The sequence below is a fragment of the Nonomuraea sp. NPDC004354 genome (assembly GCF_053602555.1).
This window is the reverse complement of sequence record NZ_JBSGDV010000001.1, coordinates 89,392-104,047: the sequence shown is the minus strand read 5'-3', so window position 1 is coordinate 104,047 and position 14,656 is coordinate 89,392. Positions and strand designations below refer to the sequence as shown.

The following is a 14,656-nucleotide window of genomic DNA, read 5'->3' as shown; positions in this document are numbered from 1 at the left end:
CATCTGGTGGCGCAGAGATCGAAGAGACGTAGACGCGCAGGTCGGGCACATGGTTTACCGCGGACAGAAGAGATCTTTGTTACGAAAGGGACACATGGAGCCCCAGATTTTCGTGGTTTTTTCGTGACATTTCGTTTCAGTCACACCAGAATGCGTCATCGACCCAGTGTCTAACCCCACGGAGGACAACGTGCGCAGACAGCTCCAGGCACTCGCCTGCCTCGGAAGTCTGGCGGCATTGAGCACGTCGGTCACCGCCGCGTATGCGGAGACCCAGCCGAAGAACTCCTGCCGCGTGGTCGCGGCCAAGCCATACCTCGACACCACCGGCACCGTCAGGGGCGGCGCCGCCCGGACCGGCTGCGACGACCAGGCGCGCCTGCGGGTCCGCGTCATCGAGGTGCGCCCGGGACCGGACCGCCTGCTCAAGAGCGGTTCGCAGCTCGTCACCAACGGCAGCGTCGTGGCCGGGATCCGCTGCAGCGACGTGCCGCGCCGCCTCTACGTGACCGCGACCGACTACCGGGGCAACTCGCACCGCTCCGGCGTCGCCTCGATCTCGTGCGACACCGCCCCGACGCCCGCGCCGTCGCCCACCGGGAGCCCGACCACCACCCCGACCGCCAGCCCGACCACCACGTCGACGGCGACCCCGACGAGCACGCCGACCGGCGGCGGCACGACCATCGAGGACGAGGTCGTCAAGCTCACCAACGCGGAGCGCGCCTCCGGCGGCTGCAAGCCGCTCACCCACGACCCGCAGCTGCGCGCCGCGGCCGAGGGCCACTCGGCGGACATGGCGGCCAAGGGCTACTTCAGCCACACCTCACCCGACGGCCGCGGCCCCGGCGACCGCATCAAGGCCTCGGGCTTCTCCCCCGTCAGCGCCTGGGGAGAGAACATCGCCATGGGCCAGCGCACCGCCGCCGACGTGGTTCGGGGCTGGATGAACAGCCCGGGGCACCGCGCGAACATCATGAACTGCAACTACACCCACATCGGTGTCGGGCACGACGCGAAGGGCCCGCACTGGACCCAGGTCTTCGCCCGCCACTGATTTCCCTCACGTGCGTCGGGTCAACCCATCACCCCGCCCGACGCCTCCCAGCGGGCCCGCCGCCGCTCCTCCTCCGCACAAGGGAGCGGCAGGCGGGCCCGCGCCGTTCCGTTGCCCGGACGCCCGACTCCGGAACCCGCCCAGATCCGGCGGCTCACAAGGGAGTGTCAGGCGGGCCCGCGCCGTTGCCTCGCCCGATGCCCGCCTCCGGGACCCGCCGAGGTCCGACGGCTCACACCGGGACCGGGTCGCCGGCGCCCGCCCGGAACTCGGCCAGGAAGGGCTCCTCGTCCAGCGCTGCCACCACCCGCGCCGTGATCCGGTCGACGTCGCCGCGTTCGGCCTGCGGCAGCGGTCGCCCCACCGACTCCCTGGCCGCCGCGGCCGCCCCGAGCAGCCTGGCGGCACGCCGGTGATCGCCGCCCAGCGACACCGCCCCCGCCATTCCCTCCAGCGCCAGCGCGATCGCCCGGGGATCGGCGATGGCGCTGGCATGGGCGTGGCTCTCGCGGTGCAGCGACGTGGCCAGCTCGGCATCGCCCCGCAACTCGGCGATGAAGCCCAGCTCCGCCAGCAGCAGGGCCGAGCCCGACTCCCCCGCTTTCCTGATCCAGTCGAGCGTGGTGCGCAGGTGCTTCTCCGCGGTGGCGAGCCGGCCCTGCCGCCGGGCGCTGAGCGCGAGCCCGATCTCGGCGAACTGCTCGGCGTAGGGGTGCGCCTGCGTCACCGCCAGCCGCCTGGCCCGTTCGTGCAGCTCGTCAGCCCTGGCGTAGTCGCCCCGCAGCAGCGCGATGCGGCCCAGCCCCGCCGTGTACCTGGAGACCTCGAACCCCAGCTCCAGCTCCTCGGCCATGGCCAGGCCCCGGGAGTGAAGCGCCGCGGCCCGGTCGTAGTCACCGTCGATCTCCGCGAGCGTCGCCAGCGGCTCGACCGTCTGCAGGATCCCCCAGTGATCGCCGAGCTCCTCGAACAGCTCCGCGCTGCGCTCGCCGTCCCGCTCGGCACCGGGGAGGTCGCCCCTCATCATGGCGTGGAGGGCACGGGCGACGAGCCCGGCCGCCGTGCCCCACCGGTCGCCGACCGTCTCGCACACCGCGAGAGACCTGGCGATCAGCTCCTCGCTGCGGAGCTGGACACCGTGGCCCCACATGCTGAACCCGAGGAACCACTGGGCTCTGGCCAGCAGGTGGAGATCTCCCGCCGCTTCCAGCACGGCGAGCGCGGCCTCCACCCGCCCCCTCAGATCGACGGCGACCCCCAGGCGCAGCGTCAGGCCCGCCTCCAGGATCTCGGCCAGCGCCCTGAGGACCGGGTCGGCCGCACCCTCGACGGACCGCGCCAGAGCCAGTGCCCTGCGCCCCTCGTCGAAGCGGCAGCGCATCAGGAAATGCAGAGCCATGGCGTTGGCCAGGCGCAACGCGAGCTCCGCCGCGCCCTGGCGGGCCGCGGTGTCGAGCGCGGCGCGCAGGTTGGCGCTCTCGGCGTCGATGGCCGCCAGCCACCGCGACCGCCCCGCGGCCCGCCGGCCGCTCTCCTCGGCGAGGGCGAGGTAGTGGTGGGCGTGGCGGCGCCGCACGCATGCGAGCTCGGCCGCCTCCTCCATCCGTTCGAGGCAGTAGGCGGCCACCGACTCCAGCAGGCGGTAGCGGGTGCCCAGCGGCGTCGTCACGGTGACGACGAGCGAGCGGTCGACGAGCCTGGCCAGCAGGTCGAGCACGTCGGCCGGGTGCACGCCCTCCCCTGAGCACACCGCCTCGGCGGCCTCCAGCGTGCAGCCGTCGGCATGGACGGCCAGGCGGCGCAGCACGACCCGCTCGGCCTCCGTGAGCAGCTCCCAGCTCCAGTCGATCATCGCGCGCAGGGTCTGCTGCCTGGCAGGGGCGCCCCGCCTGCCCGCGCCGAGCAGGCGGAACCGGTCGTCGAGCCGATCGGCGAGCTGGGCCGGGCTGAGCACGCGCATGCGTGAGGCGGCCAGCTCCAGCGCGAGCGGCAGCCCGTCGAGGCGGCGGCAGACGGCCGCGACCGCCTCCGCGTTGCGCTCGTCGAGGACGAACCCCGGCGCGGCCGCGGTCGCCCGCGCCGCGAAGAGCCGCACGGCGCTGGAGGCGGCGGCGTCGCCCGTGCCCGAGGGCAGGTCGAGCGGCTGGACTGCCCACAGCCGCTCCCCGTCGATGGCCAGCGCCTCCTGGCTGGTGGCCAGGACGCGTAGCGCGGGCGCCGACCGCAGCAGCCTCTCGGCGACGGCGGCGACCTGGTCGACGACGTGCTCGCAGTTGTCGAGCAGGAGCAGCACGCGTTTGGCCCGCAGCACGTCGGCCAGCCGCTCGGTGGCGTCGGCGCCGCGCTTGCCCGCCGCCCTGTCGTCACGGACGCCCATCGCCGCCGCGATGGCGTCGACGACCCCGCCGGTGGCGGGTCGGGCGGCCAGCTCGACCAGCCACACGCCGTCGGGGTGGGCTCCTTCGAGCTGCGCGGCCACCTCCAGCGCGAGCCGGGTCTTGCCGACCCCGCCCGGCCCGGTGAGCGTGACCAGCCGGTGGGACTCGACCAGCGACCGCACCTCGGCCGTGGCGCCCTCCCTGCCGATCAGGCCGGTCATGGGCACGGGCAGGTTGGTGGGAGTGGTGGCGGGCGGGGCGTCGAGCGCGGGGTCCTGCTCGAGCATCGCCTGGTGGAGCGCCACCAGCTCGGGCCCGGGATCGAGGCCGAGCTCCTCGGCCAGCAGGGTGCGCAGCCCGGCGTAGCCGTCGAGCGCCTCGCTCTGCCGGCCCGCGCCGTAGAGGGCGCGCAGGTGGACGGCCCGCAGCCGCTCGCGGAGCGGGTGCTCGGCCACCAGGTCGGCCAGCTCGGCCGCGAGCTGGGCGTGCTCGCCGAGGGCGAGCCTCGCCTCGGCCTGCTCCTCGATCGCCACCAGCCGCTGCTCGGCCAGGCGGGCGCGCACCGGCCGGACGAACTCCTCGTCGGCGACGTCGGCGAACGGCTCGCCGCGCCACAACGCCAGCGCGTCGGCCAGCAGCGCGACCTTGGTGGCGGGGTCGTCGCTCGCGCGGGCCTTCCCGGCGAGCGCCTCGAACCGGTCGGCGTCGAGCGTGCCCTGCTCCACGCGCAGCGCGTAGCCCGAGGGGGCGAAGGCCAGCCGCCGCCTGCCGTCCCGCTCCGCCTCCTCCAGCACCCTGCGCAGCTGGGACACCTTGACCCGCAGCGCCGCCGCCGGCTTGCCCGGCGGCCGGTCACCCCACAGGTCGTCGATCAGGCGGTCGGCCGGGACCGGCCGGCCCGCGTGCGCGAGCAGGTCGGCCAGCAGGGCCCGGACCTTCGCCTCGGGTATGCGCAGCGAACGCCCCTCCGTCGACCAGACCGCCAGCGGGCCGAGCACCCCGAATCGCATGCCGCTCAAGCTAACAAGCGCCACCGACGATTTCGGGGCGGCTACGGGATCACCGTAAGGCTTCCATAACCCGCCCTCTCCACGCTGATCCCCATGAACCGCCCCAGGAAGGCATGCGGCACCTGCCGCCCGCACGTCCCCAGCCCGCCCGCCGTCGACGGCCTCGACCAGGTCGCGGTCCGGCCATGAGCGGCACCAGGTGGAGGGCGCTGCCCGTCCTGCTCGTGGCCGCGTTCGTCACGACCCTCGACTTCTTCATCGCCAACGTCGCGCTGCCCGCCATCCGCGCCGACCTCGGCGCCGGCGAGTCCGCGACCCAGCTGGTGATCGCGGGCTACGGCCTCGCGTACGCGGCGGGCGTGATCATCGCGGGACGGCTCGGCGACCTCCACGGCCCCCGCCGGGTCTTCCTCGCCGGCCTCGCCCTGTTCACGCTGGCCTCGGCGGCCTGCGGCGCGGCCCCCGACCCGGCGTTCCTGGTGGCCTCGCGGATCGCGCAGGGCGGCGCGGCGGCGCTGATGGCGCCGCAGGTGCTGACCCTGATGAGGACGCTCTACCAGGGCGCCGACGGGGCGAAGGCGTTCGGCTGGTACGGCACCGCCGTCGGCCTCGCGGGCGTCGGCGGCCAGGTCGTCGGCGGCGCGCTGATCGCGGCGGACGTGGCGGGGCTCGGGTGGCGCGGCTGCTTCCTGGTCAACGTCCCGATCGGCCTGCTCGCCCTGGCCCGCGCCCGCCGTCTCCTGCCCGGCCCACCCGCCGCGCCCGCGGACCACCGCCGGCCGGAGCGGCGCAGGCTCGATCTGCTGGGGGCGGCACTGGTGGCCGCGGGCCTGGTGGCCGTCGTCTTCCCGCTCGCCCACGGCCAGGAAGCCGGCTGGCCGGCCTGGTCATGGGCCTGCCTCGCCGCCTCGCTCCCCCTCATGGCGGCGTTCGTCGCCAGGCAGAAGCGGCTCGCGAACCCCCTGCTCGACCTGAGCGTCTTCCGCGAGCGCGGGTTCGTGCCGGGGCTGGGCGCCGTGGCGCTCCTGTTCGGCGGCTCCTCCGGCCTGTCGTTCCTGCTCGCCCTCTACCTGCAGGACGGCAGGGGCCTGACCCCGATGGCGTCGGGCGCGCTGTTCACGGCGGTCAACGCGGGATTCTTCGCCGCGTCGCTGTGCTCCAGGCGCGGCATGGGCTCGCGGCAGGGCAGGCGGTTGCCCGTGGCGGGCGCGCTCACCCTCGCCGCGGGACTGCTGTGGAACGTCCACGCGCTCGGCGGACCGGCGGGCGCGCTGCTCCCCGGGCTCTTCCTGGCGGGCGCGGGGATGGGCCTGGTGATGTCGCCGCTGCTGTCGGCGGTCCTGGCGTCGGTACGGCAGGCGCACGCGGGCGCGGCGGCCGGTGTGCTGGGAACCGTCCAGGAGGTGGGCGGCGTGCTCGGGGTGACGGCGACCGGCCTGGTGTTCTTCGGCGTGCTCGACGCCGGCGACTGGACGGGCGCGGCGCGCGCGGGGCTGGCCCTGCTGGTGGTGTTCGCGCTGGGCGCGGCCGTGCTGACCTGGCGGCTGCTGGAAGGAGGGGGCGCGGTCCGTGACGGCGAGCGGCCCCGCGCGCTCGAGGAGCGTCCCCTGGACGGAGGCCTGCCGGTGACCGCGGAGGCGCGTGGGCGGGCCTGCCGTACCGGCGACAGGACAGGTACCGGCGACGGGACCGGTACAGCCGACAGGGCAGGTACCGGCGACAGGGCGGAGGGCGACGCGGCCCTCGTCGGCGCCGCTTCCCCGTGAGGGGCGCGACGCCGCCCGGGCGCCCCGGTCAGGGACGCCCGGGAGCGGGTCAGCCCTCGGACTTGAGCCAGCTCATCATCGGACGCAGCTTGGCGCCCGTCTTCTCGATCGGGTGCTCGGCCAGCTCGTCGCGGAAGCGCGTGAACTCCTTCTGGCCGCCGTCGAACTCCTCGACCAGCTGCCGGGCGAAGGTGCCGTCCTGGATCTCGGCCAGGATGCGCTTCATCTCCTTCTTGGTCTCCTCGGTGACCACGCGCGGGCCGCGGGTGTAGCCGCCGTACTCGGCGGTGTCGGACACCGACCAGTACATCTTGGAGACGCCGCCCTCGTACATGAGGTCGACGATCAGCTTCATCTCGTGGAGGCACTCGAAGTAGGCGACCTCGGGCTGGTACCCGGCCTCGATCAGCGTCTCGAAGCCCGCCTTGATCAGCTCGGACACGCCACCGCAGAGGACGGCCTGCTCGCCGAACAGGTCGGTCTCGGTCTCCTCGGTGAAGGTCGTCTTCAGTGCGCCCGCACGGGTGCCGCCGATGCCCTTGGCGTAGGACAGCGCCAGGTCGAGGGTCTTGCCGGAGGCGTCCTTCTCCACCGCGACGAGGCACGGCACGCCGCGGCCCGCCTGGTACTGGCGGCGCACGAGGTGGCCGGGGCCCTTGGGGGCGACCATGGCGACGTCGACGCCCTCGGGCGCCTCGATGAGGCCGTAGCGGATGTTGAGGCCGTGGCCGAAGAAGAGCGCGTCGCCCTCCTGGAGGTTCGGCTTGATGTCGTTCTCGTAGATGCCGCGCTGGAGGTGGTCCGGCGCGAGGATCATGATGAGGTCGGCCTCGGCGGCCGCCTCGGCGGGGGTGACCACGCGCAGGCCCTCGGCCGCGGCCAGGTCCCTGCTCTTGGAGGTCTCGGGCAGGCCCACGCGGACGTCGACGCCGGAGTCACGCAGGGAGAGGGCGTGGGCGTGGCCCTGGCTGCCGTACCCGATGACGGCCACGACCCGGCCCTGGATGATCGACAGGTCGGCCTGGTCGTCGTAGAAGATCTCGGTCACTTACATAAACCTTTCAGGCGGTACGGTCCAGTGCCCTGAGGGACCGGTCGGTGATGGAACGGGCGCCGCGGCCGATGGCCACCATGCCCGACTGGACAAGCTCCTTGATGCCGAACGGCTCCAGCACCTTGATGAAGGCCTCGAGCTTGTCCGGGGTGCCGGTGACCTCGATGGTCACCGCGTCGGACGCGACGTCGACGCAGCGGGCCCTGAACAGCTGGACCAGCTCGAGAACGTGCGACCTGGTCTCGGCGTCGGCCTTGACCTTGATCAGCATGAGTTCGCGCTGGACCGACTGGGAACTGTCGAGCTCGACGATCTTGAGGATGTTCACCAGCTTGTTGAGCTGCTTGGTGACCTGCTCCAGCGGGAGCTCCTCGACGCTGACCACGATGGTCATGCGCGAGATGTCGGAGTGCTCGGTCGGCCCGACCGCCAGCGAGTCGATGTTGAAGCCGCGCCTGCTGAACAGGGAGGACACGCGGGCCAGGACGCCCGGCTTGTTCTCCACCAGCACCGACAGCGTGTGCCTGCTCATTCCTCGTTCTCCCACGTCGGCGCCATGTCCCGGGCGATCTTGATGTCGTCGTTGCTGGTGCCCGCCGCGACCATCGGCCACACCATGGCGTCCTGGTGGACCACGAAGTCGACGATAACCGGACGGTCGTTGATCTCCATGGCCTCCTTGATGACGGTGTCGACGTCCTCCGGCCGCTCGCACCGCAAGCCCACACAACCATAGGCCTCGGCCAGCTTGACGAAGTCGGGGATCCGGAGTTTCGTCTGCAGGTCGGTGTTGGAGTAGCGCTGGTCGTAGAACAGCGTCTGCCACTGCCTGACCATGCCGAGGTTGCCGTTGTTGATGACCGCGATCTTGATGGGCACGCCCTCGATCGCGCAGGTGGCCAGCTCCTGGTTGGTCATCTGGAAGCAGCCGTCGCCGTCGACCGCCCAGACCGTCGCCTCCGGGCGGCCCATCTTGGCGCCCATGGCCGCCGGGACGGCGAAGCCCATGGTGCCCAGGCCGCCCGAGTTGATGAACCGGCCGGGCTGCTCGTAGTCGATGAACTGCGCGGCCCACATCTGGTGCTGGCCGACGCCCGCGACGAAGTAGGTGTCGGAGTCGGCGAGCGCGCTCAGCCGTTCCATGACGTACTGCGGCGCCAGCGAGCCGTCGGCGAACTCCTCGTAGCCGAGCGGGTAGGTCGTCTTGTAGCCGTTGAGCGTCTTCCACCAGTCGGTGTAGTCGCCCTTGCGGTTCTCCGCCTCGACGGCCGCGATCATCTCGGTGATGACCTCGCGGCAGTCGCCGACGATCGGCACGTCCGCGTGGCGGTTCTTGGAGATCTCCGCGGGGTCGATGTCGGCGTGGACGACCTTGGCGTGGGGCGCGAAGGTGGACAGCTGTCCGGTGACCCGGTCGTCGAAGCGCACGCCCAGGCCGATGATGAGGTCGGACTGCTGCAGCGCGCCGACCGCCGACACGCTGCCGTGCATGCCGGGCATGCCCATGTGCTGCGGGTGGCTGTCGGGGAAGGTGCCGCGCGCCATCAGCGTGGTGACGACGGGGATGCCGGTCAGCTCGGCCAGCCGCAGCAGCTCGGCCGAGGCGCCCGCCTTGTGGACGCCGCCGCCGACGTAGAGGACGGGCCGCTTGGACTCGGCGATGAGCTTGGCCGCCTCACGGATCTGCTTGGAGTGCGGCCTGGTCACCGGGCGGTAGCCGGGCAGCTGCATGACCGGCGGCCAGACGAAGGTGGTCTCGGCCTGCAGCGCGTCCTTCGAGATGTCGACCAGGACCGGCCCGGGGCGTCCGGTGGAGGCGATGTGGAACGCCTCCATGACCGTGCGGGCGATGTCGGCCGCGTCGGTGACCAGGAAGCTGTGCTTGGTGATCGGCATGGTGATGCCGGAGATGTCCGCCTCCTGGAAGGCGTCCGTGCCGATCATGCTGCTGGCGACCTGGCCGGTGATCGCCACGATGGGCACCGAGTCCATGTAGGCGTCGGCGATGGGCGTCACCAGGTTCGTCGCGCCAGGACCGCTGGTCGCCATGCACACCCCGACCCTGCCCGTCGCCTGGGCGTAGCCTTCGGCGGCGTGACCCGCGCCCTGCTCGTGCCGTACAAGCACGTGACGGACCTTGGTCGAGTCGTAGAGGGGATCGTAGGCGGGAAGGATGGCGCCGCCAGGGATCCCGAACACGGTGTCGACTCCGACGTGCTCCAGCGCCCTCACGAGGGCTTGTGCACCTGTCATCCGTTCGGTCATCGCTCGTTCCTTGCGTGGCGTTGAGCATTGAGGACATAAAAAATGCCCCGGCCCGCACGGGGGGTGCGGGGCTGGGGCGGCGCGCAGGTCGACGTGCTTCGCTAACGGCCTGCGCGCCGGCGAAGTACTACGAGAATCTCACTGCGAAGCATGGAACACACGATAGCCGCTCCTAGGGCTGCTGTGTCAATTTGGTGGAACGCGCGTCTCACGATCCGAGACTTGTGAGATTGGTACGCATGAGCGAGTCGACCCCGCGCGCCGCCATGGGCCGGGCCACGAGGTAGCCCTGACCTCGGGTGCAACCCATCTCCCTGAGCAGCTCCAGCTGCTCGGGCCGCTCGATGCCCTCGGCCACGACGATCAGCCCGAGGTCGTGGCCGAGCCGGACGATGGTGCGGGTGAGCAGCGTCAGCGTCTCGTCGCGGCCGAGGCCGGAGACGAACGACGGGTCTATCTTGATCATGTCGACCGGGAGCTGGCGCAGGAAGGCCAGCGAGGCGTAGCCGGTGCCGAAGTCGTCGATGGCCAGCCGTACGCCGAGGGCGCGCAGCTCCGACAGCCTGCTGATGGTCTCCTCGGCGTCCTCGACCAGCATCTCCTCGATCACCTCGAGGGTGAGCGCGGAGGCGGGCAGGCCGCTCTCCTCCAGCGCCTCGGAGATGGTCTCGACGAAACGCGGCGCGGTGATCTGCCGGGCCGACAGGTTGAGCGACAGGCCGATGTCCCACGAGGAGGCGCGCCAGGCGGCCACCTCGCGGCAGGCCTCGCGCAGGATCCACTCGCTCAGCGGCACGATGAGCCCGGTGTCCTCGGCGGGGCCGAGGAACTGCTCCGGCGGCACGAACACCGACCCGCGCCACCACCGCACCAGCGCCTCGACGGCGGTGACCCTGGAGGTGGCCAGGTCGACGACGGGCTGGTACTCGATGGCGAACTGCTCTTCGACCAGCGCCCGGTGCAGGTCGGCGGCCAGCTCGAGCCTGCGCACCACGTCGGCGTGCATGTGCGCGGCGAACACCTCGACCCTGCGCCCGCCGAGCTCCTTGGCCCTGGCCATCGCCACGTCGGCGTTACGGATCAGGTCGCCCGCCGGCAGGCCGTCCTCGGCGAAGGCCACGCCCACACTGGCGGTCAGCGCCACGTCGCGGTCGGCCACCCTGAACGGCTCCTGCGAGACCGCCCGTACCAGCCGCTCGGCCACATCGACGGCGACCTGCGCCGCCTCGGGCCCCGTCTCGACCAGCACGGCGAACTCGTCGCCGCCCCAGCGCGCCAGCGTGTCGTCGGGCCGTACGGCACCGCGCAGGCGGCGCGCCGCCTGCCCCAGGAGGTAGTCGCCGCTGGCGTGCCCCACCGAGTCGTTGACCGAGGTGAACCCGTCGAGGTCGAGGAAGATCACCGCGGTGCGGCCCGACTGCCTGCCCTCGAGCACCTCGCGGGTGCGCTCCTCGAAGTAGGAGCGGTTGGGCAGCCCGGTGACGCCGTCGTGGAAGGTCAGGTGCGCGACCTGGTTGCGCAGCGCCTCCTCGTCGCTGATGTCACGGGTGGTGATCAGCAGCAGGTCCTGGCCGCGCACGTGGCGGGTGGCCACGGACTCGGTGGGCCGCCAGGTGCCGTCGGCGGCGCGCACCCGGCAGGCGATCAGGCAGGCGCCCGGTGCCGCCTGGTCGTCGTCGAGGTCCATCTGGCGCAGGGCCAGCTGGATGCCGGGCACGTCCTCGGGGTGGATGTAGTCGAAGATCGAGCCGCCCACCAGGTCGTCGGCCTGGTAGCCGTAGATGGCCTCGACGCCCGCGCCCATCTCGCGCACGACGCCTTCGTAGTCGCACAGCAGGACCACGTCGCCGGTGCTCTCGGCCAGCTCGCGGAGCTGGCGCTCGCCGAGCGCGACGAGATGGCGCATGCGGGCGGTGGCGCCGATGAGCACGAAGACGCGCACCACCAGGATCACCACCGCGGAGACGGCGATGACGGCGACGCCGGTCACGGGCGGGCCCTTGAGGTTGAGCAGCATGGCGATCGCGGCGATCACGACCAGGCACAGCGGCACCGCGGCCAGCAGCGTGGCGGTGACCTGGCCGGTCGGCGCCTTCGCGGCCTCGTCGCCCGCCTCGACGATCCGCGACCTCCTGCCGCTCCACGGCAGCGCGGCCAGCAGCAGGAAGGCGACGGGGGCGAGCAGGAGGCTCCACCGGGGCGGCTCGACGCCGCCGAGCCTGGCGACGGCTGCCGCCAGCTCGCCGATGGTCGCGGCGGCCAGTACGGCCAGGCCGGCGAGGCCGAGCGGCCAGAGCGGGGACCTCGCGGTGATGACCACGGGCCCCACCGCGCAGGTCAGCAGCAGGCCGATCAGCGCGGGCAACAGCGTGATCATGAACGTCGACGAGTCGCCGACGTCGACGTAGAGCGGTCGGAGCGCGACCGCCCAGCTGATCAGGAAGAGCGCGGCCGCGCACAGGTAGGCGTCGGTCAGCTGTCTCAGCACGACCTGAGGCCGCATCTGCCTGCCGGCGGACAGCACGCACCCCCCCGCGAGCAGCACGGTGGCGACGAGCATGAGCAGATCGGAGAAGTTGACCGCCAGGCTGGAGCCCGCGACGGGGCGCAGCACCACGCCGAGCAGCCAGACCACGGCCGCCGAGCCCAGCCAGCGCGCCGTGGTGCGGTGCTGGGGCGCCATCTTCACCGAGGCGACCAGCAGCGAGACCGCGGCCAGCAGCGCGGCCAGCCCTCCCGCGACCGCGGCGGTCGCCAGGGCCGGCGCGCCCGCGACGAGGGCGGCGGCCAGCCCCGCCACGCCTGTCGCGGCTGCGGCGGCCAGCGGCGCCCGTGGATCACGCCAGCGGATCAATGTCGTTGCCCATCCCGTGTCAAGTCAGCTCACGTGACTGCCGGAGTCCGGCAGTCGCACATCGCCAGTGTGTGCTCTCGCGGGCGCGCGGGGGGCGACAACCGGGGAGTCGTCACCGATCTGATAACCATGAGGACCACTTTGCTCCGAAGATCGCCTTGACAACGGGTCATGGATGGCTGTCGTGGAATCATCGATGACGACCACCGTACGCACCGAAGGTCACGACGCAGACACGTTCGGGATTCCCTTTGTCAGTACGACTCCGTGATGACGTTCTTCAACGGCTCGCCCGCCAGGTATCGCAGCAGCTGGGAGCGGATCAGCCGCAGCGCGCGGCGCGTGGAGGCGGGCGTGCTGCCCGCCACGTGCGGTGTGATGAACACCCCTGGCGCGTTCCAGAGCGGGTGCCCCTCGGGCAGCGGCTCGGGGTCGGTCACGTCGAGCGCGGCCCTCAGCCGTCCGGAGACGAGCTCGGCGACCAGCGCGTCGGTGTCGACGACCGTGCCCCTGGCGGCGTTGACGAGCAGCGCCCCGTCCTTCATGCGGGCCAGGAAGCCGGCGTCGACCATGCCTGTGGTGACGGGCGTCGCGGGGACGAGCAGCACCACGACGTCGGCCTCGGGAAGGAGGGCGTCCAGATCCTCCATGGCGTGGATGCCCTCGCGGGCCGTCCTGGCCACCCTGACGATCTCGACCTCGAACCCGGCGAGCCTGCGCTCGAGCGCCGCGCCGATGGATCCGTAGCCGACGATCAGCACGCGGGCGTCGGCCAGCACCCCGGTGTGGTGGTAGGTCCACTCGCCCCTGCGCTGGGCGTCGGCGAAGGCGGGGAAGTCGCGCAGCGCCGCGATCATCGCCCCGACCGCCCACTCGGCCGTGCCGGCGTCGTGCACGCCGCGGGCGTTGCACAGCGTGACGCCCGGGGGCAGGTACGGCTGGTAAGGGTCCACGCCCGCCGTCACGGTCTGCACCAGCCGCAGCCGCTTCATGCTCGCCATGAGCCCGGGGGTGTCCGGCACGGGGATCAGCGGCGGGATCCACACCTCGACCTCGTCGGCCCCGTCGGGGACGGGCCCGCGGCCGTCGTGGACGACGCATTCGACATCGGGCAGATCGGCCAGCACTCCTGCGGCTTCTTCGGACGGCACCCAGATCTTCATACGCGGAACTTTATGGGGAAGGCATGAGTATGGGGCACATGAGGTCCATCTTCCAGATCATGATCGTCATGGCACTCGCCGCGGGATGCGCGGCGGCGCCGGCCGAGGTCGGCGGCGGCGCGCGCCCGGCCGGCACGGCCACGCCGTCGACCACGCCCGGCGAACCCCGCACGATCGCGCGGAACCTGCGGGTGCCGTGGGCGATCGCGTTCCTGGAGGGCGGCGACGCGCTGGTCACCGAGCGCGACCGCGCCAGGCTGCTGCGCGTGACGGCGGCGGGCGGGGTCACCTCGCTGGGCCGGGTCGAGGGGGTGGAGCCCGACGGCGAGGGCGGGCTCATGGGCGTGGCGGTGAAGGGCGAGCGGGTCTTCCTCTACTTCACCGCGGCCGAGGACAACAGGATCGTCCGCTATCGCCTCACCGGCGACCGGCTCACCGACGCCAAGGTGATCGTCGACGGCATCCCGAAGGGCGGCATCCACGACGGCGGCAGGCTCGCCTTCGGCCCCGACGGCTTCCTGTACGCCACCACGGGCGAGACCGGCGACCGGCGGCTGTCGCAGGACCGCGACTCGCTCGGCGGCAAGATCCTGCGCATGACCGAGGACGGCGCGCCCGCCCCCGGCAACCCGTTCGGCACCCTGGTCTACAGCTACGGTCACCGCAACGTGCAGGGCCTGGCGTGGGACCCGGCCGGCCGCCTGTACGCCTCGGAGTTCGGCGCCCAGTCCTACGACGAGGTGAACCTGATCAAGGCCGGCGGCAACTACGGCTGGCCCGAGGTGGAGGGCGTCGGCTCCGATCCGGCCTTCATCAACCCCATCGTCACCTGGAGCACCTCGGAGGCGTCCCCCTCGGGCATGGCCTACGCGAAGGGCTCGCTGTGGGTGGGCGCGCTCCAGGGCAGGCGGCTGTGGCAGGTGCCGCTGGGCCAGGACGGCTCGGCGGGCACGCCCGTGGCCCACTTCGACGACACCTACGGCAGGCTGCGGGCGGTCACCACGGCGCCGGACGGCACCCTGTGGGTGGGCACGAGCAACCACGACGGCAGGGGCGACCCGCGCGACGGCGACGACCGGATCCTGTCGGTGCCGCTGAGCTGAGCGGCG

At 72.5% G+C, this 14,656-nt stretch carries 9 protein-coding genes; 3 read left to right on the top strand and 6 right to left on the bottom strand.

Annotation, left to right across the window (positions count from 1 at the left end):
- Window positions 1-190 precede the first annotated feature (190 nt).
- A complete protein-coding gene (locus ACWENQ_RS00395) occupies window positions 191-1,057 on the top strand; it encodes a CAP domain-containing protein (RefSeq protein ID WP_452412445.1) in 867 nt (288 codons plus the stop codon).
- 232 nt (window positions 1,058-1,289) lie between these two features.
- Here ACWENQ_RS00395 and ACWENQ_RS00390 read toward each other — a convergent pair whose 3' ends face one another.
- Window positions 1,290-4,445 (bottom strand): BTAD domain-containing putative transcriptional regulator, encoded by a 3,156-nt coding sequence (locus ACWENQ_RS00390; RefSeq protein ID WP_452412444.1) that lies wholly within the window; start codon window positions 4,443-4,445, stop codon window positions 1,290-1,292.
- Window positions 4,446-4,630: 185 nt separating this feature from the next.
- Between ACWENQ_RS00390 and ACWENQ_RS00385 the strand changes: the two genes are divergently transcribed.
- The gene (locus tag ACWENQ_RS00385) at window positions 4,631-6,211 is read left to right on the top strand and encodes an MFS transporter (RefSeq protein ID WP_449928781.1); all 1,581 of its coding nucleotides are present in this window, start codon (window positions 4,631-4,633) and stop codon (window positions 6,209-6,211) included.
- 49 nt (window positions 6,212-6,260) lie between these two features.
- Here the strand turns inward: ACWENQ_RS00385 and ilvC are convergent, their stop codons facing one another.
- The 5 genes from ilvC to ACWENQ_RS00360 all read right to left on the bottom strand — a co-directional run bounded on the left by ilvC (window position 6,261) and on the right by ACWENQ_RS00360 (window position 13,547).
- Complete coding sequence (ilvC, locus tag ACWENQ_RS00380; RefSeq protein ID WP_354910059.1) at window positions 6,261-7,250, bottom strand: ketol-acid reductoisomerase; 990 nt, start codon at window positions 7,248-7,250, stop codon at window positions 6,261-6,263.
- A 22-nt stretch (window positions 7,251-7,272) separates the two neighbouring features.
- Window positions 7,273-7,797 (bottom strand): acetolactate synthase small subunit, encoded by a 525-nt coding sequence (gene ilvN / locus ACWENQ_RS00375; RefSeq protein WP_354909714.1) that lies wholly within the window; start codon window positions 7,795-7,797, stop codon window positions 7,273-7,275.
- A complete protein-coding gene (locus ACWENQ_RS00370) occupies window positions 7,794-9,530 on the bottom strand; it encodes an acetolactate synthase large subunit (RefSeq protein ID WP_449928784.1) in 1,737 nt (578 codons plus the stop codon). The genes ilvN and ACWENQ_RS00370 overlap by 4 nt, the downstream gene beginning before the upstream one ends.
- Window positions 9,531-9,738: 208 nt before the next feature.
- Entirely contained in the window at window positions 9,739-12,381 is a 2,643-nt protein-coding gene (locus ACWENQ_RS00365; RefSeq protein WP_449928885.1) for a putative bifunctional diguanylate cyclase/phosphodiesterase, read from the bottom strand.
- A 257-nt stretch (window positions 12,382-12,638) separates the two neighbouring features.
- Entirely contained in the window at window positions 12,639-13,547 is a 909-nt protein-coding gene (locus tag ACWENQ_RS00360; protein ID WP_452412443.1) for a 2-hydroxyacid dehydrogenase, read from the bottom strand.
- 38 nt (window positions 13,548-13,585) lie between these two features.
- Between ACWENQ_RS00360 and ACWENQ_RS00355 the strand changes: the two genes are divergently transcribed.
- Complete coding sequence (locus tag ACWENQ_RS00355; RefSeq protein ID WP_449928788.1) at window positions 13,586-14,650, top strand: PQQ-dependent sugar dehydrogenase; 1,065 nt, start codon at window positions 13,586-13,588, stop codon at window positions 14,648-14,650.
- Window positions 14,651-14,656 lie beyond the last annotated feature (6 nt).

What these genes read in the sequence shown, in the direction of transcription:
- ACWENQ_RS00390 (WP_452412444.1), bottom strand. Translation starts at nt 4,445, where the DNA reads ATGCGATTCGGGGTGCTCGGCCCGCTGGCGGTCTGGTCGACGGAGGGG.
- ACWENQ_RS00385 (WP_449928781.1), top strand. Translation starts at nt 4,631, where the DNA reads ATGAGCGGCACCAGGTGGAGGGCGCTGCCCGTCCTGCTCGTGGCCGCG.
- ilvN (WP_354909714.1), bottom strand. Translation starts at nt 7,797, where the DNA reads ATGAGCAGGCACACGCTGTCGGTGCTGGTGGAGAACAAGCCGGGCGTC.
- ACWENQ_RS00370 (WP_449928784.1), bottom strand. Translation starts at nt 9,530, where the DNA reads ATGACCGAACGGATGACAGGTGCACAAGCCCTCGTGAGGGCGCTGGAG.
- ACWENQ_RS00360 (WP_452412443.1), bottom strand. Translation starts at nt 13,547, where the DNA reads ATGAAGATCTGGGTGCCGTCCGAAGAAGCCGCAGGAGTGCTGGCCGAT.
- ACWENQ_RS00355 (WP_449928788.1), top strand. Translation starts at nt 13,586, where the DNA reads ATGAGGTCCATCTTCCAGATCATGATCGTCATGGCACTCGCCGCGGGA.